Source organism: Oscillatoria sp. FACHB-1407 (assembly GCF_014697545.1).
Classification (GTDB): domain Bacteria; phylum Cyanobacteriota; class Cyanobacteriia; order Elainellales; family Elainellaceae; genus FACHB-1407.
On record NZ_JACJSA010000005.1, the window covers coordinates 91,734 to 113,918 of the forward strand.

23 protein-coding genes are annotated in these 22,185 nt (G+C 48.6%); 15 read left to right on the forward strand and 8 right to left on the reverse strand.

Features of this window, described 5'->3' with window-relative positions; genetic code table 11:
• Window positions 1-177 precede the first annotated feature (177 nt).
• Window positions 178-1,002 (reverse strand): ATP-grasp domain-containing protein, encoded by an 825-nt coding sequence (locus H6G89_RS10170; protein WP_190505658.1) that lies wholly within the window; start codon window positions 1,000-1,002, stop codon window positions 178-180.
• Window positions 1,003-1,353: 351 nt separating this feature from the next.
• On the opposite strand from H6G89_RS10170, the gene H6G89_RS10175 reads away from it, so the two are divergent.
• The 7 genes from H6G89_RS10175 to H6G89_RS10205 all read left to right on the forward strand — a co-directional run bounded on the left by H6G89_RS10175 (window position 1,354) and on the right by H6G89_RS10205 (window position 7,331).
• Window positions 1,354-2,175 carry a restriction endonuclease gene (locus H6G89_RS10175; protein ID WP_242059897.1) on the forward strand — a complete coding sequence of 274 codons (822 nt, stop codon included), beginning with the start codon at window positions 1,354-1,356 and terminating at the stop codon, window positions 2,173-2,175.
• A gap of 15 nt (window positions 2,176-2,190) precedes the next feature.
• Window positions 2,191-2,433: a hypothetical protein gene (locus tag H6G89_RS10180; RefSeq protein WP_012629989.1), complete on the forward strand. Its 243-nt coding sequence runs from the start codon at window positions 2,191-2,193 to the stop codon at window positions 2,431-2,433.
• The gene (locus H6G89_RS10185; RefSeq protein WP_190505662.1) at window positions 2,420-2,872 is read left to right on the forward strand and encodes an HNH endonuclease; all 453 of its coding nucleotides are present in this window, start codon (window positions 2,420-2,422) and stop codon (window positions 2,870-2,872) included. Before H6G89_RS10180 ends, H6G89_RS10185 begins: the two co-directional genes overlap by 14 nt.
• A 116-nt stretch (window positions 2,873-2,988) precedes the next feature.
• A complete protein-coding gene (locus tag H6G89_RS10190; protein ID WP_190505664.1) occupies window positions 2,989-3,534 on the forward strand; it encodes a DUF6985 domain-containing protein in 546 nt (181 codons plus the stop codon).
• A gap of 230 nt (window positions 3,535-3,764) precedes the next feature.
• Complete coding sequence (locus tag H6G89_RS10195; RefSeq protein WP_190505666.1) at window positions 3,765-4,472, forward strand: helix-turn-helix transcriptional regulator; 708 nt, start codon at window positions 3,765-3,767, stop codon at window positions 4,470-4,472.
• A 64-nt stretch (window positions 4,473-4,536) separates the two neighbouring features.
• Complete coding sequence (locus H6G89_RS10200; protein ID WP_190505667.1) at window positions 4,537-5,442, forward strand: aromatic ring-hydroxylating oxygenase subunit alpha; 906 nt, start codon at window positions 4,537-4,539, stop codon at window positions 5,440-5,442.
• A 242-nt stretch (window positions 5,443-5,684) separates the two neighbouring features.
• Window positions 5,685-7,331 carry an ABC transporter substrate-binding protein gene (locus tag H6G89_RS10205; protein WP_190505669.1) on the forward strand — a complete coding sequence of 549 codons (1,647 nt, stop codon included), beginning with the start codon at window positions 5,685-5,687 and terminating at the stop codon, window positions 7,329-7,331.
• Between the two features lies 1 nt (window position 7,332).
• Here the strand turns inward: H6G89_RS10205 and H6G89_RS10210 are convergent, their stop codons facing one another.
• The 4 genes from H6G89_RS10210 to H6G89_RS10225 all read right to left on the reverse strand — a co-directional run bounded on the left by H6G89_RS10210 (window position 7,333) and on the right by H6G89_RS10225 (window position 11,558).
• Window positions 7,333-7,470, reverse strand: a complete 138-nt coding sequence (locus tag H6G89_RS10210; RefSeq protein ID WP_190505671.1) for a hypothetical protein — start codon at window positions 7,468-7,470, stop codon at window positions 7,333-7,335.
• A 478-nt stretch (window positions 7,471-7,948) separates the two neighbouring features.
• The gene (locus H6G89_RS10215) at window positions 7,949-9,697 is read right to left on the reverse strand and encodes a protein kinase domain-containing protein (RefSeq protein ID WP_190505673.1); all 1,749 of its coding nucleotides are present in this window, start codon (window positions 9,695-9,697) and stop codon (window positions 7,949-7,951) included.
• Between the two features lie 198 nt (window positions 9,698-9,895).
• The gene (locus H6G89_RS10220; RefSeq protein ID WP_190505675.1) at window positions 9,896-10,807 is read right to left on the reverse strand and encodes a phosphate/phosphite/phosphonate ABC transporter substrate-binding protein; all 912 of its coding nucleotides are present in this window, start codon (window positions 10,805-10,807) and stop codon (window positions 9,896-9,898) included.
• Window positions 10,808-10,910: 103 nt separating this feature from the next.
• Entirely contained in the window at window positions 10,911-11,558 is a 648-nt protein-coding gene (locus tag H6G89_RS10225) for a tetratricopeptide repeat protein (protein ID WP_190505677.1), read from the reverse strand.
• 100 nt (window positions 11,559-11,658) lie between these two features.
• Here H6G89_RS10225 and H6G89_RS10230 point away from each other — a divergent pair, with 100 nt between their 5' ends.
• Window positions 11,659-12,243: an REP-associated tyrosine transposase gene (locus tag H6G89_RS10230; protein ID WP_242059898.1), complete on the forward strand. Its 585-nt coding sequence runs from the start codon at window positions 11,659-11,661 to the stop codon at window positions 12,241-12,243.
• A 242-nt stretch (window positions 12,244-12,485) separates the two neighbouring features.
• On the opposite strand, the gene H6G89_RS10235 is transcribed toward H6G89_RS10230, so the two are convergent.
• From H6G89_RS10235 to H6G89_RS10245, 3 genes are all read right to left on the reverse strand, one after another.
• Window positions 12,486-14,051 carry a caspase, EACC1-associated type gene (locus tag H6G89_RS10235; RefSeq protein WP_190505679.1) on the reverse strand — a complete coding sequence of 522 codons (1,566 nt, stop codon included), beginning with the start codon at window positions 14,049-14,051 and terminating at the stop codon, window positions 12,486-12,488.
• A 57-nt stretch (window positions 14,052-14,108) separates the two neighbouring features.
• Entirely contained in the window at window positions 14,109-14,510 is a 402-nt protein-coding gene (locus tag H6G89_RS10240) for a hypothetical protein (RefSeq protein ID WP_309229761.1), read from the reverse strand.
• Between the two features lie 505 nt (window positions 14,511-15,015).
• Window positions 15,016-15,999 (reverse strand): SMP-30/gluconolactonase/LRE family protein, encoded by a 984-nt coding sequence (locus H6G89_RS10245; RefSeq protein WP_199336647.1) that lies wholly within the window; start codon window positions 15,997-15,999, stop codon window positions 15,016-15,018.
• Between the two features lie 437 nt (window positions 16,000-16,436).
• Between H6G89_RS10245 and H6G89_RS10250 the strand changes: the two genes are divergently transcribed.
• From H6G89_RS10250 to H6G89_RS10280, 7 genes are all read left to right on the forward strand, one after another.
• The gene (locus tag H6G89_RS10250; RefSeq protein WP_190505681.1) at window positions 16,437-17,057 is read left to right on the forward strand and encodes a glutathione S-transferase family protein; all 621 of its coding nucleotides are present in this window, start codon (window positions 16,437-16,439) and stop codon (window positions 17,055-17,057) included.
• A gap of 310 nt (window positions 17,058-17,367) precedes the next feature.
• On the forward strand, window positions 17,368-18,309 hold the full coding sequence (locus H6G89_RS10255) for an SDR family NAD(P)-dependent oxidoreductase (RefSeq protein WP_199336648.1): 942 nt from the start codon (window positions 17,368-17,370) through the stop codon (window positions 18,307-18,309).
• A 149-nt stretch (window positions 18,310-18,458) separates the two neighbouring features.
• Window positions 18,459-18,920, forward strand: a complete 462-nt coding sequence (locus H6G89_RS10260; RefSeq protein WP_190505684.1) for a DUF1772 domain-containing protein — start codon at window positions 18,459-18,461, stop codon at window positions 18,918-18,920.
• 7 nt (window positions 18,921-18,927) lie between these two features.
• Window positions 18,928-19,158: a hypothetical protein gene (locus tag H6G89_RS10265; protein ID WP_190505686.1), complete on the forward strand. Its 231-nt coding sequence runs from the start codon at window positions 18,928-18,930 to the stop codon at window positions 19,156-19,158.
• A gap of 48 nt (window positions 19,159-19,206) precedes the next feature.
• Window positions 19,207-19,368, forward strand: coding sequence for a hypothetical protein (locus H6G89_RS10270; protein ID WP_190505688.1), 162 nt, complete (start codon window positions 19,207-19,209; stop codon window positions 19,366-19,368).
• A 275-nt stretch (window positions 19,369-19,643) separates the two neighbouring features.
• Window positions 19,644-20,744, forward strand: coding sequence for an aldo/keto reductase (locus H6G89_RS10275; protein ID WP_190505690.1), 1,101 nt, complete (start codon window positions 19,644-19,646; stop codon window positions 20,742-20,744).
• Complete coding sequence (locus tag H6G89_RS10280; RefSeq protein WP_190505692.1) at window positions 20,741-21,913, forward strand: MFS transporter; 1,173 nt, start codon at window positions 20,741-20,743, stop codon at window positions 21,911-21,913. Before H6G89_RS10275 ends, H6G89_RS10280 begins: the two co-directional genes overlap by 4 nt.
• The last annotated feature ends 272 nt before the right edge of the window (window positions 21,914-22,185 follow it).

Genomic DNA, 22,185 nt, shown 5'->3' on the forward strand with positions numbered 1-22,185 from the left:
ATTCCCCGATTTTCCAAATAGAGTGATTTTTTCATACTATTTTCCCTAGGAGGGTATTAGGTTGAAAAAATCGATCTAATTAGATTGTTATGCCGCTAAATATGCGTGGGGAGATCATCTTCACAGTTACTTGTTGAGATATAGCAATAAGTTGTTTGAGATGCATAGCAGCCACGATTAACCATTTACTGCTTCATAGTCCTCCCAAGCTGCCTTTGCACCGGCCTCTACAATCAAGCTCAAATCACACCCATATTCTCCAGCACAGCTAAAAGAGCCAAGTTCTAGGATGAATAGCTCCCCTTCCGACTCACAAACATCTACTGTGTAGAGCAATTCTGGGTACCAATTAACCTGCTTCAACACTTCGGCAAGATAATTTACTAAATAACCACCTTTAACTCTCTCGTCAATTCTTTCTTCTCCAACCAGGTAGAGTGAGCCAGTGATAATCTCGTCCTTGTAGACAAAAAAACGCCACTCTTTAGTAATCGATCGCTTTCCACTTACGAGTACTAACGTTGTTTCATCTCGCCTTAGCTCGCTTCCTAGAGTTTTCATGGTGTTTAGAACTTGAACGTTAAACACACCAGCACGGAACGACTTCATATTGCTGTCAGGTCTGATAAAAAGTTCACCATTAGACTGAAAATATTCAAAAATTTCTTCTCTTCTTCTGATTAGCTCACCTAATGGAAGAATGAAATATTTATTGTTCAGCAAATACTGACCAAAATAAGTATAGTAGGTCGTGCAGCGAAGATTCTTCTCATCCATATAGGCTCCAGGAATCCAAGAAGTTCGTAAGATATCTCGACCTAGATTTAGAGTTCCTCTAAAAAGCACACATTCATGATCTGGAAAATATTTTTTTGCTGCCTCAGGTCGAAAGTCAAGATATCTAATCTCTTTGTAGAGGTATTTCTGCTTTTTTAATTCTTCCAGGAATTGCTCGTCAGCATCAAAGACATGTCTTTCAATCAACCAATTTACTTTTTCCATAGCGTTTGGTGTTACTACTATTATCTTTTACAAGATGTAATACTATTTGAATCTGTAGATGCAAGAGCTAGAGTCGTATCAATGCGGCGGTATAACCAGTCGGTTGCAGCGGACATCTAATTGTTCTTATCCCAAGTTCAAGGATACCTGCTGCCGCTGAACCGAGTCGTTAGCTGACTTCGTTTTTGGGTTGGGGTGTGCATCCAGATTATCGGTGGGAATAGCTATGTTGAGCGATCGCAAACCAGTTACATATTTTGAGTAGAGATTTATATTTGATAAAGCAGCATTTCTGTAAATCGGTTCCTTTGCATGAAGCGATCTGCCTCCTCAGTCCCAACATTTGATTCAATGTTCATACCCACAGTTCAGGCTCTGCAAATTCTGGGTGGGTCTGGGACAACTGAGGAGATCTACGACAAAGTCGTACAACTTCTTGATTTGCCGGATAAGGTGCTTGAAATTCCACACGGCAGTACCTCCCAAAGTGAAGTGGAATACCGTCTTGCCTGGAGTCGTACCTATTTGAAGAAATACGGGCTTTTGCAAAATTCAGCACGCGGCGTATGGTCATTAGTATCGACCTCGCTCAATCTTAACAACTTAGATGCAAAGGAAATTGTCAAAGCTGTTCGGGATACAGAGAAGAGCAAAGCTGTTCCTTCAGATCCAACGACTGAAACGGTTGAATCTATCGAAACCCTGGAAGAGTTAGCATGGCATCAACAGTTGCACAAAATGTTGTTAACACTTGAGCCATCTGCGTTTGAGCGTTTAGCACAACGTCTACTGCGTGAGTCGGGGTTTATCCAAGTTCAAGTTATAGGAAAGTCTGGTGACGGTGGAATTGATGGGGTTGGCATTGCTCGGATTAACGGCTTCTTAAGCTTTCATGTTCTTTTTCAATGTAAACGTTATCAAGGTTCAGTCACGGCGGGTCAAATTCGAGATTTTCGTGGAGCCATGCAAGGGCGCACTGACAAGGGATTATTTATCACGACTGGCACATTTACCAGAGATGCGATTAAAGAGGCAACACGAGATGGGGCACCACCGATTGATCTGATCGATGGTGAGCAATTAGTTCAACGCTTGAAAGAGTTGGGGCTTGGTGTCAAGATCACGGTAATTGAGTCAGTGGAAGTCGATACAGATTGGTTCGCCAAAATTTAATGTAATGGAGGCTAAATGGTTACAACTCTTAATAAACCGTCTTCTTTAATCCATGAAATCCGACTCGAAAAAGTTGGTAACTGGAATTTATTCAAATTCAGTGAATCTCTTCAACTGCGAATGGAGAATCTTCTGGAACAGAAAAAAGCTGATCAGATCACGCCTGATGAAATTGCTGAACTCGATGCGATCGGAGAGTTAGATCGTATTTTTACCCATATCAACGCAATGCTTGCTGCTCAAAATGCCAATCAGTGATGAACTCAAGCAAGCGATTCGAGAGCGTGCCAGATATGTCTGCGAGTATTGTCATTCACCGGAGCGGCTAAGTGCCAATCGATTTACCGTTGATCATGTCATTCCAAAATCTTTGGGTGGTTCTGATGAACTTGATAATCTTGCACTTGCCTGTCGTCGTTGCAATGAAAGGCGATACAACTTTGTAGCTAGCATTGATCCAGATACTCAGGAGATTGTTCCTATTTTTAATCCTCGCAAACAGAGGTGGGAAGAGCATTTTGTTTGGCTAAATCAAGGTGTTGTCATAGAAGGAACTACGCCCATTGGTCGCGCAACTTGCCTGCGTCTCGATTTGAATGATACCCGTTATCCAGAGAACGATTCTATTCGAGAAACAAGACGGTTTTGGATACAAACCGGATTGCATCCTCCAGCAGATGATCCATGCCAAGCGTGAGTAGTGTTGTTGCCAGCCAGCTAACATTGCGTTGGTGTGGACGGAACAGAGGTTATCGATGGGTGTTCAAGGTTATCTGCCGCCGCTGCACTTCACCGTTATGCCTCAAAAATCTTATGGACAACATTGAAGCTCCCATCTTTCCAGAATATGTTGACGACGAGTACCACCACGTTTCGACGATTACTCTACCGGCTTTCGCCGGGATGCAAACAACCAACGCCCCCTACGGTGCTGTTTCAAGTCCAGAGCCATCAATCGGTGAAACACATGCAATATCGAACAAGTCACTCGATCCGAAGATCTTTCGTGCTGCCGTAAGTTGGGTCATCGAAAATGCTGCGGAGATTCGTAAACTTCTGTTTCCTGCACTAGTGGAACAATACTGGGAAATGCGAGATCTTGTGATCGAATGCTTAATGGATGAGAATCCGGATGATGTTGTTCCTGAGATCGAAGAGCCCGAAGAACTTGCGAAGCTTTGTAGGTTAGTCGCGGTTCATATTGGCGGACAGACGACCGACGGGCTACCTCGTTTTGGAATCGAGCTTGGTTGCAACTGGGAAGAGGAACACGGAGCAGGAGTGAGATTCGTTGGACTCCGCGTGGTAAAGGCGGGTGACGCTTCCGATGCGTTTACATTTCCGAAGTATGAGGCATAACAACGCGTTGGACGCGGAGCCACCGATCGCGTCGTTCCTGTAGCCAATGTTGATTGGCAGCAGCCCGGTCAACACCTCCGTTATGCGGCTTGACTTATCAGTTTTGGCAGAGGTTCAAAAGATGTCTGTAGATGTTTTAGATTAAGTTTAGTTTTACGCATGTAGGAGCACGATACAGGTGATGAGAAGGGCTATACTGCCCTGATGATCCAGATCCATTGATGTCCAGCATGAGGAAAGCTGATCGTCTTTTTCAACTGGTGAATCTCATTAGATCCCACCAACCTATCACAGCAGAACAACTCGCTGAACGAGTTGGTGTTTCTGTGCGTACAATTTACCGATATGTCGATGACCTCTCGGTGAGTGGTATTCCAATCTACGGTGAACCCGGTGTTGGTTATGCTCTGGATGAAGATTTTGAGTTACCGCCGCTCACGTTAACTCATGACGAGATTGCCGCTCTGATGTTGGGTGTTGAAATGCTGTCGCGATCGACTGGGACTGATTTGGAGGCAGCAGCAAAAACGCTTCTCAGCAAAATTGGAGCCGTATTGCCACCACGCAGCTTTGATCCAACTCGCGCATCTATTCGAGCATTAGGTAATCTTTTGAACGACCAAAGTTTGAGATATTGGAACGATCTTTATCGAGCCATTCAACAGCAACAAGCCGTCAGAATCGAGTACTTGAACCTGAATGAGCAATTGTCTCAGAGAGTCATCTTCCCGCTGGGACTATTCTGCTGGGGCAGTAAATGGACGGTTGGAACATGGTGTACGTTCAGAAAAACCTACAGAGATTTCCGCATTGATCGCATTCAAGATCTTGATTTCGCTTCAGATTTTGAATTTCCAGGTCAAGAAATTAATCTTGATACATATACAGAATTTCAACTGGAGAGAATGAAATTATCTGGATTTCAGCCACTGACATAATGCTGTCAGGAGCAGAGTTTTATGTTGGGCAACATCCAAGCATTTGTAATGGGTCAATTTTGTCATGTTTGAGATGTTTCCTAACTTTTGGACTCCTGTGTTGCCTGTCGCTGAAATTGGAGCAGTTCCCATTGCAGTTGAATTAGCGGGCGAATCACTCGTTCTATTTCGGAGTTCGTCTGGTCAGTTTGCAGCGTTTCTAGATCGCTGTCCTCATCGCGGTGCGCCGCTTTCACAGGGACAAGTGACAGCCGACGGTTGTATTGAATGTCCCTATCATGGCTGGCAGTTCGCCTCAAATAGGGCTTGTGTTCAGGTTCCCTTCAACTCACTCAACCCAGATCACCTTTCCAAACTGTCGATCGTGAGCTTTCCAGTTAGAGTGATTGCAGGGATACTCTGGATTTTTACAGGAACTGAAAATGTGCCGGAACTGAAGTTGCCGTCGAGTTTATTAGAGCCGGATGAACGCTATGTAATTCACCATGCGATTTGGAATGCTCATTGGACACACGCGATCGACATTTCGCTGGATTATCTGCATCTTCCTTTTGTTCATCGGAACTCATTTGGTGGCGAGCTAAATGACGCAGCACACAAAAATGCGATCGCCCAAATCAGCATTACTCCAACGGCAGATGGGATGACGGTTACGAATCGGCTCAATACTTTATCTTCTGGAACGAAAATTGACTGGCATCAGCCGAATCATATCGTCCTAAATTTAGACGGAATGCCTCTTCTTCCCCATTTCTTTGCCATTCCGATTAATACTCAAAAAATGCGATTTATGCAGGTTCTTCTACCCAACCCTGGGATCGATCGGAGTAACTTTGATTTTGACGAGTTTTTTGCAGCATCTGACGACGATCGGGCTATGGTTGAATCACAAATCGGTGAAGTTCCTAACGTCAATGAAGGATATAACGTGCCTACTGATGAACCCTCACTGAGATTTCGTCGTTGGTAGTATCGCACAGTGAAAAATAAGAGAACAGATATGGATTCGTCTGAATTTGTTTCCATAACCGCACCATACAAGCAATTGTAGTGCCGTGGGCTGAAGGAAGCTGTTGCTGCTGAATTCGGGGTTACTAGCGACCGCTCAAGCGAGTCGTTCGTGCGATCGCCCCAAATCACCTGATTGAGTTATGGTTGCTATCAGGGTATAAAGTTCTGTGTGTAACTGGTGAGTTTTGGGGCAGTTTCCCTATGGCATGGTTTGGCTTCTCTCGGCGGTGGTGGCGGCTCGTGCTGCAAAGTGTTGCTCTGTTTAGTGTCTGTGTGGCGTTGATTGTGGGATGCGGTGCGCCCCAGTCCACCACGGATACCAGTAGTCCCGCAGCCGATGCTGGGGGTGGGCGGATTACGATCGGCACGACGCAAAAGGTCGAAACCCTCGACCCGGCAGATGCTTACACCATCTTTACGGGCATCTTGCTCTACAACATGGGCGATCGCCTCTACACCTACCAACCGGGAACCACCGAACTCGTTCCTCAACTGGCAACCGAGATGCCGACCGTGAGTGAGGATGGGCTGACTTACACGATTCCCCTGCGAGAAGGGGTGAAGTTGCATGATGGTACAGACTTCAACGCGGAAGTGATGAAATTCTCCATCGATCGCTTCATTCAAAACGGGGGCGATCCTGCCTTCCTGTTAGCTGACCTGGTGGACTCCGTAGAAGCCACCAGCGACTATGAACTGACCATCCGCATCAAATATCCCTTTGCTGCCTTTCCTGCCGTCCTCTCCTTTTGGGGCGTAACACCCGTATCACCCCAGGCTTATGAGATTGGGGAAGGTAGCTTCAAACCCGAATCCTTCATTGGTACAGGTCCTTACAAGTTTGCCTCCCTCTCGCCTGACTCGGTTCGCCTGGATGTCAACGAAGACTATTGGGGCGAAAAACCCGCCAATGACGGCATCGACATTCAAATCTATGCCAGCCCTGCCAACCTCTACAACACCTTCCGTACAGGGGGATTGGACGTAGCTTATCAAACGCTTGACCCGGATCAGATTGCCAGTCTGGAACGGGAAGCCTCCTCTGGCGGATGGGAAGTGATTCAAGCGGGAACCACAGTGGTTAACTACATGACGCTGAATCAGAAGCTTGACCCGACCAAGGAAGCAAACGTGCGAAAGGCGATCGCCGCTATGATCGATCGCAACCTGATTAACGAGCGGGTCTTCCAGGGGCAAGCAGAGCCGCTCTACAGCATGTTCCCCACCAGCTTTGACATCTACAAACCTGTATTTAAGGATGCCTACGGTGATGGCGATTTTGAGAAGGCGAGAACCTTCCTGACGGAGGCGGGTTATTCCGAATCAAATCCGCTCACCTTTGAGGTTTGGTATCCGTCTGCCTCTACACAACGCAGCATCGTCGCCAACACGCTTAAGGAATCGATTGAAAACGCTCTTCCCGGTCTAGTGACCGTTGCGGTCAACAGTGCCGAGCGTGCCACCCTATCTGAAGGCGTGGACAACGGGCTATATCAAACCGTGCTACTCAACTGGTATCCCGACTTTTACGACCCTGACAACTTCATTCAGCCGTTTGTGACTTGCGACCAGGGTTCCGCCCAAACCCTCTGCGAAAAGGGAGCCAGTCAGGGCAACGGTTCCTTTTATTACAGTCAGGAGGCAAACGACCTGGTGAAGCAACAACGGGCAGAGCAAGACTCACAAGCCCGGAATGCGATCTTTGACAAGCTACAAACGATGGTGGCAGATGATGTCACCTACATTCCACTGTGGCAAAACAAAGATTATGTGTTTGTCAAGAACGGCGTTGAAGGCGTGGCGATCGAGCCGACACAGCAGTTTTTGTTGTGGCAGATCCGGAAGTAAGTTAACGTGAATTCGGGATAAGGATTTTGGCGGTTGAAACCGCCGCTATCGGAGCAAAACCGACTTTCGTTGGTTCGTCAAATCCTGCCTTTTTCGGAGTCCGCGTCGGCGGACTTCGCTTTGATAGCCGCGAATTCATTCGCCAGGCTCTTAAACCGAACTGACGTTAAGTTAGGGAGAAAGAATGAAGGATGAAGGCTCGATAGCGTTTCAGAACGGTTGCTACTGACCCCCGACTGTCGCCGTTCTCCTTAACAGGGCTAACGTATACACACAAGTCTTCATAGCCCCCTAAATCCCCCAATTCTTAGGGGATTTTGAGCTATTTTCAAGGGTCTTAACCCGACCAGAAGCACCCGTACCTGGAACCGATGTGAAGCGCGCCTTTGGATTCACCGAAACACCTTCTGCTAGCGGCTTTGGCTTTGCCAAGCTCAGCCCAAGTGGGGAGGCAGTGGCGTCCCCCAATGGGGGTTTGGGGGAGTCTCCCCCAATGCCTGGTTCTCGAACGCATTGTAGTAACCGAGTGTTCCATTGACGTGTGTACACAACCGCTTATCAAGAGGGACTACAGGGGATGCTTAGAGAGGCTATCAACAGGGTTGGAACACCATCGGTTAACTCGACATTTTCTGCCGAAATTCCTCTGCCATTTGAGGGGAGGGAATCTTGCTAGCCAGCTTCGTAATGAGTTGAGTTTTTGACAAATGAGGTTCCTGCGCCAGGACGTTATTCACCACGAGCCGTGCCATGGGACCAATACATCGGGCTAACTCATACTCACACGAAGCCCGAAATTCCGGCGTGATCGTGGCACCCCCAGCAGGAGAACTGCTTTGCGCCGTAGGTGCGGTTGATGGTTGAGCCGTTGCTGTTAGAGGGGTGACCGCAGGGGTTGAAGCCTTGGAGGGTGAAGTCCTTTGAGGTGGGGGGCTTGCCTGATCAAGCGCATTCAAATCCACTAAAACTGCCTGGGCTGACTGATAACGGTCTTTGGGTTTGTCCGACAACATACGATACAGGATAGCTGCGAGGCGATCGCCCACTTCCACGTAGTCTTGCCACTTCCATTCCAGCGTTTGCGGGTCCATTAAATTACCCGGTTCCTGACCTGTCAACAGCACCAGAGCCGTTACCCCCAACGCATACAGATCGCTGCATGGAAAACACTGCCCCATACTCAACTGCTCACGAGGGGCATAGCCCACCTTCCCTGCAAAGGATCCCTGGCTTTCTCGATTTGTACGCCCTGAGCTAATGGCTTGCAACTTAGTCATCGTCTGTTTTACCAGCCCAAAGTCAATCAACATGGGCTGCATCCGTACGGCGGGCGACATGATGTTATCAGGGGAAATATCGCGGTGAATGATGCCCTGATCATGAATGTAGGTCAGAACGGGTAACAAATCCTTGAGCCACTGAATAATCTCAGCGGGTGAAAACACCTGCCCTGCCTGTTGTCGTTCTCGCAGGATCTCGGCATAGGTTTTGCCGTTGACGTATTCCTGCACCAGGAACAAGCGTCCTTTCTCCTCAAACCACGCTAAAAACTTAGGAATTTGAGGGTGATTGATTTGATAGAGGATACCGGCTTCCTTTTGAAACAACTCCCGTGCATTGTGAGCCGTATAACCAGCCGTCCAACGAGGGACAAATTCCTTGAGTACGCATAATTCATCAAACCGTTGCGTATCCGCTACCAAATAGGTGCGCCCAAATCCTCCTTCTCCCAGGGTGTGTTGAACCCGATACCGATTGACGATTAGGGTATCAGAGGATATTTCTCGAACTTGTTCTGTAGAGCTTACGGACGCTCTGACCTCAGTCGGTGTAATGTTATATGCCGGAATGGGATGCTGAATGTTCTTCAGTTCTAACTCGCCTAAGTACTCAGCGTTAAGGGAGAGTTGACTGCTCACCACATCAAATACTGTTTGCGAAATGCAGATCCCACCGGGGCTAGCGCAGGTTTGCAAACGAGCCGCAATGTTAACCCCGTTGCCCATTGCATCTTCTTGCCGAAAGAAAACATCTCCTAAATGGATGCCGATCCGATGCATCAGAACATCTGACGGAGACAGACGGCTCCCAGAATCGGCAATCGTTTTTTGAATTTCTAAAGCACAGGAAACCGCCTGCACCGCACTGGAGAAATACATCATGAGTCCATCTCCAGTAGACTTGAGCACCTGCCCCGAAAACTGAACACACAATCGGCGCATGATGCTAATGTCGCGGTTCATTAAATCGAGTGTGTGTTCTTCGGCAGTAGACATGCGGGCACTAAAGTTAACGCCGTCTGTAAAGACAATGGCGGCTAACGTGCGCTGACCACGAATGTCAACCGAAGGAGCATCAGAACTCATAGATACGCCAGGGTAAGAGAGTAGATCAGGCTGCGATAAGGGTCATGGCTTTCATGACGCTAATAACATCTACACCAGTCGTGGTAGTCAACCCCTAAAGTTTTCAGTATATACGGAAGTTTCTAGCGTGACATGAGAAGGTTGACTGCCTGCCGAATCTTTTATGCTTGGCGATTGCAATTGCCGCTATAGCAATACCTATGGATTGTCTACAGCTAAAACCGCTGGCATTTCGCGAACGTTTGCCTCGATGGGTTCAACCTTCTGAATGAATTCGATCAGCCGAGAGTAATCTGGTGCATCGCTGGTTGGAATATACCCTGCGTCCCCAGCTATGTCTGAGGTTGCCTGACTCAATGCCTGACGAATCACCTGTTCCTGATTGCGCTCAATTCTTGGACCTAACAACACGGCTCCTGGCGGAATGGCTCGGCTCTGGTGAATCACCTGTAGCTCCACATCGACCTCAAACTCGTATTCCTCTAATTGAGCCTGGGACAAAGCTGCTGCATCGATCGCCCCTTCGTCTAACCATTCCAGGGCAGTTTTGGGAGTGGGGGCAAAGCGGATCTCTGCCAGAGTCAAGCCGTACAAGTCATAGAGCGGTAGATAATATCCAGCGGCAGAACCCTCTTCTCCCAATGCCAGGACTCGGTTTTGCAAATCCTTCAATTCCTGAATGCCACTGTCTGCCCGTACCACGAGTACCGAGGTTTCTGTGCCCTGACTTTCGAGGGGAAAGACGGGGAGGTATTGTTGCTGATCAATGGCGATCGCAGCTAACCCAGGAGGGGCAAACACAATCGACCACGACTGCCGTTGAATCTGTTCCAACGCTTGGATTTCGTTATAAACAGGCTCCAACTCAACCACGGCTCCGGTTTGTTCACCCAGGTATTGTTTGAAGCGATCGTACTGCTCCAGTGAGGCAGTACCCTCGCCATAGCTGACGATACCTACTGTGAGTTTGCCGATGGGAGTTTCCGGCTCACGAGCACAACCCGCCATTAGCATCAGGCTCCCGACGAGTCCAACCGTCAGATACGGAGCAATTCGGGAGATGACTTTCGGCTGAAACCAAGTGTTTCTTAAACCGTGGACACTATTCATCAGAATTCGATTAACTTGACGATGACTGTTAGTGATTACAGAGCGATCGCACCCTAACCCTGGAATTCTTTAAGAATCTTCCTACATCACTCTTGTTGGTGACCTACTGACGCAACTCCAAAAGCCGCTGAGCCTCCGTCAAGCGGTTCTGAGCCTCAATGTAGTCGGGATCAAGTTCGATTGCCTGTTGATAAGCGGCGATCGCCTCGGTCAGATTTCCCTGCTCAACCAATGCCTGTCCTAACCGAACATAGAGAAATGGCTGTTCTGGAGAGAGTTCGATGGCACGACGAAAATTGGCGATCGCCTCTGGTAGCTCACCTTGATCCGCGAGTGCCATAGCTAACCTCATATAAGATGCTGCCTGATCGGGGTAAACCTCAACAGCACGACGGAGGCTAGCGATTAACTCTGCCTGCTCCGCTTCGGGGTTTGCCCGCAGCGGAGAGTCAGGAGGCACATAGGTATCAACAGCGTTTGGGTCGAGTTGCAGAGCGAGCAAAATCTGATCTGCTGCCTCCACCCGTCTACCTTGAGCTTGGAGTGCGTTGGCTAGATAAATGTATGCAGGCACAGCATTTGGGTCACGTTCAAGAATGCTACGAAAAATGCGTTCGGCTTCATTGTAGTTGCCTGCGGCTTGAGCCGCGTTGCCCTGTTGATATAGGTCATCAACATTTGGGGTTGTAGAGCAGGCAGGAGTCGCTACAAGAAGCAGGGTCAGTAGGGGAGGAAATAACCAACGCAGCATAGAAGGTCTGGAGCTTGGTGAAACAGATCTGCGACTTCTTGAAGAAGTCGCAGATCTAAGCAGCGATTTTGTATTCCTGGGAACTTTAAGAGCGAGGTTCATGATCGATGCAATGGCTAAACAGAAAACCTTTCCCCAGACAGGACAGTTCTATCACATCTACAATCGGGGCAACAATCGTCAAAGCATCTTCTTTGAACGCGAAAACTATCTGCATTTTCTGCGCTTAATTCGTCAGAATCTAATCAATAACAATGTGGATGTAGCGGCATATTGTCTCATGCCCAATCACTATCACCTGTTGGTCTATCTACAAACAGACGCATTATCAGAGGCAATGAAGTCTTTGTCGTTATCCTACACAAAGGCAATCAACAAACGGTTTAATCGAGTCGGTGCTCTATTTCAAGGTCGATTTCAGAAGATTCTGATCACAAATACTGAGCACCTGATTACTCTGACCCGTTATATTCACCTGAATCCAGTCAAAGCTGATCTTGTAAAGCAACCAGAAGAGTGGGAGTTTTCCAGTTACCTGGAATATGCAGGATTACGAAATGGCAGTTTGCCAAAGCTGGAATGGGTTAAGGAGCAGATTGATGGCGATCGCGCTTATCAGATGTTTTTGGAAGATCACCATTTGCCTAACACTCCAGTGTTGAAGGGGTTGATGTTAGACGACTAGATCTGCGACTTCTCGGAGAAGTCGCAGATCTGACCCACCTCACGAAAACAGTTTGCCCCAGAAGCCTTTGTCTTGCTTCTCAAGTTGCTCAATCTGGTTGAGGGCATAGCGATACCTCTCTGTATTGCCCTGTTGTTGATAAATTTTGCAGCTTCTCGATAATCAGCAAGTGCCCCTTGATTGTCACCTAGACAAGTAGCTAGATCTGCGACTTCTTTGAGAAGTCGCAGATCTGACTCACCTCACGAAAACAGCTTGCCCCAGAAGCCTTTGTCTTGCTTCTCAAGTTCCTCAATCCGGTTAAGGGCATAGCGATACCTCTCTGTATTGCCCTGTTGTTGATACAATTTTGCGGCTTCTCGATAATCAGCAAGTGCCCCTTGATTGTCACCCAAAGCCAATTTGGCAGCCCCGCGATTGTTGTAATCATCAGCATAGTCCGGTTTTAAGCGAATGGCTTCGTTGTAGTCTTCGATAGCCCCTTGATAGTCGCCCAAAGCCCGTTTGGCAACTCCACGACCAGCATAAGCCTTGGCATAGTCTGGCTTTAAGCGAATGGCGTCGGTGTAGTTGGCGATCGCTCCTTGTTTGTTGCCTACTCTAGATTTCTCTAATCCGCGATTAAAGAACTCCTCGGCAGTGAGAGATTCGGTCGGGGTTTGAGTAGCAGGTTCAGGTTTGGGGGGCTGAGGGATGACTGATGGTGTGGGTACTGCGATCGACGTTGCTGATTGGGTAAATTGGGCTGCAATGTCTTGCTCAATCGGAGTAATATCAGCATCACGCAAGCCCAACAACTGTTGCAGGGTTTGTAGAGCGTCTCGCGCTTCCTCTCCGAGGGGATATTCATGTTTGGCTTCAGCTAACAGAGCTTCTTGATACTTTTGCAAGTTAGCAATGCGTTCTCGATAGGGGCGAAAGACTTCGGCTTCAATATCGTCGGTTTCAGCCGGGGTCAAGCCCAACTGCTGTCGCAGAGTATTCAGCACGGCTCGACCTGCCGGACGGATTGTGTCTCCGGTGGCATATTTCGTCACCATCTTGCGATAGCGCAATCGGGGATTAGCCACCCTTGCCTTTGACAAAATGATTTCAAAGCCCAAATCCTTGAGGCAGATTAATTTGGGAGTCATGTTAGGGGCAGTTGCCCGCACCCGATCAAAGGCATAGTGGTGCAGTTCTTGCACCGAGATTTGTCCGTCTTCGTTGACATCGCCTGCTCCAGTTTCGATCCCTTCCACCAGATAGCGGGTATAGAGCGACAGTTCAGAGTCAGCTAGTTCTAAGGAATATTGGGTTGAGCTAGAGGAGGTCAACACCACCCGTCCTTCGGCTCCTAATTGACCTGATACATCCACTGAGCCATCATCTTTTAATCGCAGTTGCGGATCAAATGCCCCACTGAAGCAGCAATCGAGAATGATGGTCTGGCGTCGGGCACGACTGTTATATAAAACGTCATGGACAAAGCGAGCAGCCACCGCCGAGGAACGAATCAAATCACCCCTGGTATTGTTTTGAGTGATTGGAGTTGCAAAGTAGAGATTGCCGTTGTCGTCTTTGATGCCATGTCCAGAAAAATAAAGCAGCACCAGATCATCTTTAGTGCAATTTGAGAATAGAGTCTCAATCTCATATTGCATGGCTTGTGGCTCAGGATTGAGCAAGGGTTTCACCCTATCAAATTCACCCAGTTCTGAGTTTTGCAAGACACGCCGCATGGCTTCCACATCCCTAACTGCCGCAGGTAAGGGGTTTAAGCCTGAGTGATAGTTACTAACGCCGATGAGTAATGCGATCTTTGCCATGGGTGCCGGGATGATGAGAAGGCGTTTGGGTGTTGGGTTGCGCTACACTTCACCCACCTACGAGTTGACAAAATCTTGAGCGGCTTTGACCGCCGCTTCCAGTTCTTCGCGGCTATGGGCAGAAACTTTAAGCTTTCTACCGTTGGCTTCAACCTCTAGTTCAATAGGCTTTCCACCGAGGCGATCGCCCAAAAAACCAAACAGCTTCTTAGCATTGGCGACACTAACCTCTGCCAGGAGCCAACCGGGTATAAATCCACCCAAAGCTTTGTTGCCTTCGGGGGGGTTGGGGTCAAGGACGCGATCGACTTCATCTACCTCGTCTAGGTCTTGCAGTTCGGCGAGGAGTCGCTGTGCCTGTTCGTCGCGTTCTTCGGGGTCGAGGTCAGAGTCAATAAAGGCGATCGTGAGTTTGATAGCGTCGGAGAACATAGGGTTATTACGGGGTTGAGGAGTCACTGAATTCTCTCTGTTTATAAGTTAACTCAGTGATTCCTCTGGTGAACTAGCAGTGTGCGAGGTTTTCTGCCAGTGTTTACCGTTGGGATGATCCGGTGCTGCTTCCCAAAAGGCTATCCCCCCGTCTGCTCAATTTCACGTGTCCTGATGCCAAAAAGAACTCATTGGTTACGAATGAGAACTATTTCGTTACGTATGAGTTCTTCTTCCCTACAAATGAGAAGTCTTTCGTTACGTATGAGAACTATTTCGTTACGTATGAGTTCTTCTTCCCTACAAATGAGAAGTCTTTCGTTACGTATGAGAAGTCTTTCGTTACGTATGAGTTCTTCTTCGCTACAAATGAGAACTATTTGATTTGAGAACACGACACATGCGACTCCTCCCAACCTCCCCTTAGTAAGGGGAGGTGCCGTAGGCGGTGGGGTTAGGTGTAACCCCAAAATCACAAACCTAAAATCCAAAATTAGGTTGGTACGATCGCCACCAATAACCCCCGTCGGAACTACCGATCGCCCTCCTGTCCCACTTCCAGTCTGACGACCTGAGCGGGAGCTACTCCAGTGGGAGGTGGCAAGAACATGCCGCCATTCGTCACGACGTAAATCCCAGTCCGATCGCCCCGTCTGCGTCCAAAGACGATCGCGGTACTACCAATCACCCCCTGCTCTGCCTGAGCGATCGTGGTAACCTCTCCAGATGGAGTAATCTGCACAACACTGTTGTAAATGTGGGTTGCGCCGTAAAGGTTGCCATCGGTATCAAAGGCAAAGTCATCAATATTGACCTCCTCGACGAATACCTCTGGGCTACCTGCCTGTCCGCGTGAGGTGATGGGAACCTTTAACAGCAGCATTTTTTCCGTGTTAGAGACATAGAGCGTGCCGTCAAAGATTTTGATGCCGTTGACAGCCGGAATCGGACTTTCAGAACTGCTACGAGCCAGCAGCGGATGCTCTAACCAGATCTCAGCCGTGCGATCGCTCACGTCAAACTGCCAAATCACACCTTTATAGGAGTCGGCAATCAGATAGCGATCGCCCCTTAACCGAGTAATGCCATTCAAAAAGATAGCATCGGGTAGAGTGGCTAGCACTTCGACGTTGCCACTACGGGAGACTCGTGAAATAATCGACGCATTGTTGGCATCCCATCCGGTCACCAGCAAACTTCCATTTGAGGCAAAGGCGATTCCCGTCGCTTTCCCAGGGAGTGTGGCGTAGAGTTCTGCGGTGCCTCCCGGTGTAATGCGAATAATCTTGCCCTCTTCGTGACTGGTGATGAATAGCGTCCCTTGTGAATCAATCACAACATTTTCTAGAAAAGTATTCACCGGAAATTCAGCTACGCGGCGATCGGCAGCCAGTGTCACCGGATCATCGGCAAAGATGGGGGGCAAGCCTTGAGCCAGCGCAATCTGAGGAAAGGTCATCGCACTACTCCACAGACCAGTGGCGATCGCGGCTACAAACAACGTCATTCCTTTCATGCTTGGCTCTTACAGATGAATACAACTAATACCGATTTAACTGGTTTCCAGTGCAAATTCGGACATTTGTAGGGGCAGGTTTAGCGGTTTACGAACAGCAAATCCAAGAACCTATCTGCAAAACCCGTCTCTACCAATATCTGCCTGGCTCACAATTTAATTTGGTATAAACAAGATTCAAAACGCAAAGTTAGATTTAGGAGCCATTCTTTAGAAATATTTCTTTTTTGAATTAATGGCGTGTATTGCTGATCCAATGTATGAATTTCGTAGGGGCATTTCGCAAAACGCCGTACAGCGGTAGTCAATTTTTAAGCGTCATATCTGCATTCAGTAATGCCTGAAGTAATGACTTGAATCGCATGAACGGGTGAATCAACCAATCGTGAATTTCAGTATTGTATTGGAGGCGATCGACTGCAAAAAAGGAGACTCAGGTGAAATTGTTTTATATGCCCGGTGCTTGTTCTCTTGCTCCGCATATCGTGTTGGAGTGGATTGGGAAGCCTTATGAAGTGGGACGCATCGAGCGAGGTAAAACTCGTGAGCCTGAGTTTTTAGCAATCAACCCCGCTGGCAAAGTCCCTGCGCTGATTGAGGATGATGGAGATATTTTGACGGAAGCAGAAGCAATTCTACTTTACCTGGCTGACAAGTTTCCAGAGGTGAATCTGGGAGCCAGTTCCACTCCTAAAGCGCGATATGAAATGCACAAGTGGATGTCGTATCTCACAGGAGATGTGCATCCTGCCTTTTACCCCTACTTTTTGCCGCAACGCTACATTGAGGATAAAGCCCAGTTTCACGCGATTCGAGAAGCGGCTTACAAACAGATTGACTTTCACTTTCAACTACTTAATGACTACATGGGCGATCGCACTTACATGGTCGAAGATCGGCGGACAGTGCTCGACCCCTATCTGTTTGTGTTCTGTCGGTGGGGTAACTCGTTACCCAAGCCTTTCACCGATTATCCCAACCTGCATCGGTTTATGATGCAGATGGCAGAAGATGCTGCTGTGCAACGAGTCATGCAAGAGCAAAAAATTAGTCTTTAAGGAATCAGAGTTACTAACCACCGCTGTAGGGGCGTTAAAAGGTTCTCGATAGGAGAGGTTGTAGTGTCACTGGCATACTAACTGACGTTATCGCTGTAGCCCCATTAATGGGGCGGAGTTGAGACGGAAAGCTCGCCCAGAATCAGGATTTGAGCCATTACCTTTGTCCTGAGCTTTCTGACCAAAACTACAGATTAGCAAGAATTGGCAAGATTTATAGAGCCATTCTCTGAAAAAATACGTATGCAACTCGTGTACATCGTTCAAACACTTAAAGATTAGTACTCATACGATCAGGAGAACGTTGTTTATGAAGCTGACGAATCTGTTGAAGTGGACTCAACTGATTAGTCAAACCCCGTTTAATGCAAACCGTCGTCGAGCCATGTTGCTGGGTGGGGCAAGCTTAGCAGGACTTGCAACCGTCGCCACTGGGCGACAAGCCGATGCTAATACGCTCAATCCGCCACAACCCAAATCCAGTGCTGATGCAAACGGTCGCTTTGCAGGAAAAGTGGTGCTGATTACGGGAGCCACATCGGGAATTGGTGAGTCAACCGCACGAGCCGTTGCCATGGAAGGTGCAACTGTCCATTTCTGTGGTCGGCGTGAAGCACTGGGAGAACAAGTTGCCCAGAGCATTCGGGATGCGGGCGGAAAAGCAACCTATCAACGAGCCGATGTCCGCGTCGAAGAAGATGTGAAAGCTTTTGTTGAGACGTGCTTACAGCAAAATGGACGGATTGACATTGCCTTTAACAATGCGGGTGTGTTTTTAGATCCAGCCCCATTGCATGAACTTTCTTTAGAAACCTACCAAGACTTAATGCTGACAAATGCGATGGGTGTTTTTCTAGCCATGAAGTATGAAATTCCCCCCATGCGGCAACAGGGAGGTGGAGTCATTGTTAACATGTCGTCTGTATCAGGACATGTGGGATTTGCCAACTTCAGTCCTTACAATGCCAGCAAGCACGCGGTGATGGGATTGACTAAAGCAGCCGCACTTGAAAACGCGGATCACAACATTCGCATTAACTCGATCTCACCACTAGCAGTCGATACACCAATGCTGCGTCAGTCCTTTCAGGATCAGGGCTTGACCTATGATCAAGCGACTCCAACGATGGTGACGAAGCGCATTATGACGGGTGAAGAGATGGCACGAGCCGTCATGTTTCTATCATCTGACGATGCGACGTCGGTCACTGGAATGGATTTGGATGTGACGGGAGGGCACTTAGCGCGATAAGTCTTTATGAAGGAGCCAATGAATCGCTCAACTCGACGACAGATGGGATTCATTGACAACCCTTTGGGAAACAGGCGATCGCCCCTTTTGATAGTGGTTATTGTTTTGCGACAGAAATTTAAATGAAGCAAAAACGTTGGGAATAGGGAATGGTTTTAGTGATTCTGGCTCTGCTTCTAAACTCTGCTTTGCTAATGGGTAATGAGTTTGCAGTCGCCGCTTTTATCCATCCATCGCTGTCTGGTAAAGATCATCGCTCAAATCTGGTAGTGATACAACACTTTGCCAATCTCTATGGTAGAGTGATGCCCATATGGATGGGAGTGACAACCGCATTACACATAATTGTGTGTGTTATGGCGTGGTTTTATTCTCCACTCGTGTTTTCCTGGCTACTTGCAGCAGCTCTCATCTGGATTATCGTCATTCCTTACAGTTTGTTCTTTCCAGTACCTCTCAACAATCAAGTTAAGGAATGGGATCTCAACAATTTACCTGCTAATTGGGAAGTTATTAGAAACCGATGGGACATCTATAACTGGATTAGAGTCATGTTGCTAATGACTGCATTTATTGCATTGTCAATTGGCTTTAGATTAACTGTGGAGTAATACTGTTATGACATCGTCAACCTCTGATTTAGCGATCGCAACTGCATTTGAAACTTGGCTGAGAGAGCAGATTTTGCAGTTGAGTGTTGACACATTGAAGTCAAAAGCCGTTACTTGTACTGCCTGTGGAGAAGTCCTGGGTGCATACATCATTGACTATCAGGGACACCAGTCCCGTTACTCACCAGCAGAGGCATATGCATTTCTCAAATTCATTGAAGCAACGGCAACTAACTAAAGCCAACCTTCGGGCAGAGGTGCTGTTTTGAGGGGCAACAATACCTGCGTGCTAGATGTTCACCGGGGATGGAGCAAGCCTGGAGCAGGCAATAACATCGATCAACTCTGGGCACTGCTCCTTCACATCAAGAGCGATCGCATTGTAGAAGCGGTTAACTGTTTTGGCGATCAACAGGCTGCGATGCCTTCTGGAACACCGACTCACTGACACCAATTTGCGATCGCCTCACTCAGGATTATGGATTTATAGCCATAGCCACATTCAATGGGGCGGAAGCGAGTCAGAAAGCTTCCCAGAATCAGGGTTTGAGCCATTGCCTTTGTCCTAAACTTGCTGACCAAAGCTAGAACAAATCCGCAAACGGGACAGGCGGGTTTAGCAGAGCCATCTGTACCCAACAATGAATGTGACGACAAAACTCGCCCCGAACAAATATCCAACTTACTTCAATTCCCATGCCTTAACGTTAAGGAGTACTGTTCATGTCGCTTGCTGCTTACTACACCCTCGGACGATCTGGTTTGCGCGTCAGTCGTCTTTCCCTCGGCACGATGACCTTTGGCACCGAATGGGGGTGGGGTTCCGATGAAGAGACGGCTCGCCAGATGTTCAATACCTACGTGGATGCCGGAGGCAACTTTGTTGATACGGCAGACCTCTACACCAACGGCACAAGCGAGATGTGGACGGGTAAGTTCATTGCAGAACGCAATCTGCGCGATCGCATCGTCGTTGCCACCAAGTTCACCTACAGTTCTGATCCCAGCAATCCAAATGCAGGCGGTAACGGGCGCAAAAATATCATGCGGGCGTTAGAAGGCTCGTTAAAACGGTTAGGAACCGACTACATCGATCTCTACTTTCTCCATACGTGGGATCGCATTACCCCGGCTGAAGAAGTGATGCGAACGCTGGATGATCTGGTGCGATCGGGCAAGGTGCGGCATGTGGGCTTGAGCGATACTCCCGCCTGGTATGCGGCACGGGCACAAACCCTGGCAGAATGGCGCGGCTATGAACCCATCAGTTCCCTGCAACTGGAATATTCGCTGGTGGAACGCAATATCGAGCGAGAATTTATTCCTTTGGGGTTAGAACTGGGCATGGGCATCATGGTGTGGAGTCCCCTGGCGAGTGGCTTACTCAGCGGCAAATATCGCCCCAGTGAAGGCGTGTTGAATGCGGAGGGACGACTGGACACGCTCAAGGATAGCCAGAATCCGGCATTTCAAAAGTTTAGCGATCGCAACTGGAAGATTGTCACCGAGTTGGAAGCCGTTGCCAAAGAACTGGGACAGAGCATGGCGCAGGTTGCGGTCAACTGGACAGCGACACGACCGGGGGTGGGTTCCGTCATCGTGGGTGCGACCAAACTATCGCAGCTTGAAGACAACCTCAAAGCTCTAGATTTTGAGTTGCCCCAAGAACTGAGCGATCGCCTGGATGCAGTGGGTCGTCCAGACATCCAGTTCCCCTACAGCTTCTTTGATGCGAGCCATCAGACGATGATTCACGGCAATCACTCCGTTGGTGTCAAACCGAGTGGATACTATCCCAATGTCCTGATTCAACCTGCGTCATGAAACTTCAAAGCCCCAACTCCCTCCTCGTCAAACTCACCCTTCTGGTTTGCAGTAGCCTCACGGTGATGGCGGGCGCAACGATCGCTCCCTCCTTACCCGCCATGCAGGATCACTTCGCCGCAACGCCCAATGCCGCCTATTGGGTACGACTGGTGCTAACGGTTCCGGCTCTCTTTATTGCGATTGGTGCCCCTTTTGTCGGCACAATGATCGATCGTGCGGGTCGCAAACCGTTGTTGACTCTGGCGGTGTTACTCTACGGCATTGCAGGCAGTTCTGGAGCGATATTGAATGCGATCGGTTTGATTCTGGTGGGTCGAGTGTTGTTGGGCTTAAGTGTGGCAGGGATCATGACCACTGCCACAGCCCTGATCGCTGACTACTACGTTGGAGCCGTGCGTGCTCAGTTTTTAGGGTTTCAAGCGGCATTCATGGGGTTGGGTGGGGTCGTATTTCTCCTGCTGGGTGGTTTTCTGGCAGATATCAGTTGGCGGATGCCCTTTCTGATCTACCTGCTGGCGTTGCTGATTTTGCCGTTAGTGGTGTTTGTCCTGCCGGAGCCTAATCGCAGCAGTGAGGCTCAACAAACAACTCACGAACCTGCTCCCCCCTTTCCCTGGACAATCACCGCCCTGACATATGCGGCAGCCCTGTTGTCACAGGTCGTGTTTTACCTCATCCCGGCACAACTGCCGTTCTACCTCCGGCAACTGATCAGTGCCAACGCTTCTCAAAGTGGATTCGCGATCGCCCTTGCTACGTTGTTTAGTGCGGCAAGTGCGATCGCTTACAAGCAAATCAAAGCCCGTCTGACGTTTATGGGCATCTACACGATCGCTTTTCTATCGATGGCGGTAGGGTATGTCATCATCAGCCTTGCCACGGGCTATGGCATGGTTCTTGTCGGCTTAGCGATCGCCGGAGCGGGATTAGGGCTACTCATGCCCAACATGAATGTCTGTCTAACGTCTGTTACGCCTGGTGCTATGCGAGGTCGGGTATTGGGTGGCTTAACGACTGCATTTTTCTTTGGTCAATTTATTTCGCCCGTGCTCAGTCAACCGATGAGTGGAGCCATTGGGCTAGATCTGACCTACCGATTGGCTGGTGGGTTGATGTTTGTGATGGGGGCGATCGCGCTGGTATTAGGGCAATTGTGGAAGCAATAATGTTGCAGCTGTAAAAAATTATTTCAAGTGGGGGATTTGCGAGCAGCCAAGTTTTCAGGTATATCTGAAGCAAGCTTAAGATTGTATTAGGATTCTTGAGTTTCTCTAATGCTACGGCAACTGGCAATCCGTTGAGACAAGCGGGTGTAGGGCTTCGTCCCAGCCAGGGGTTCCACCCCTGCACCCTATTCTCACTAACCCTTCCGTTGCTGTAATTAATCCTCCCCCATGCCGATCCCATGGGTTTTGAGCAGCGAATCCTCCAAGTGAAA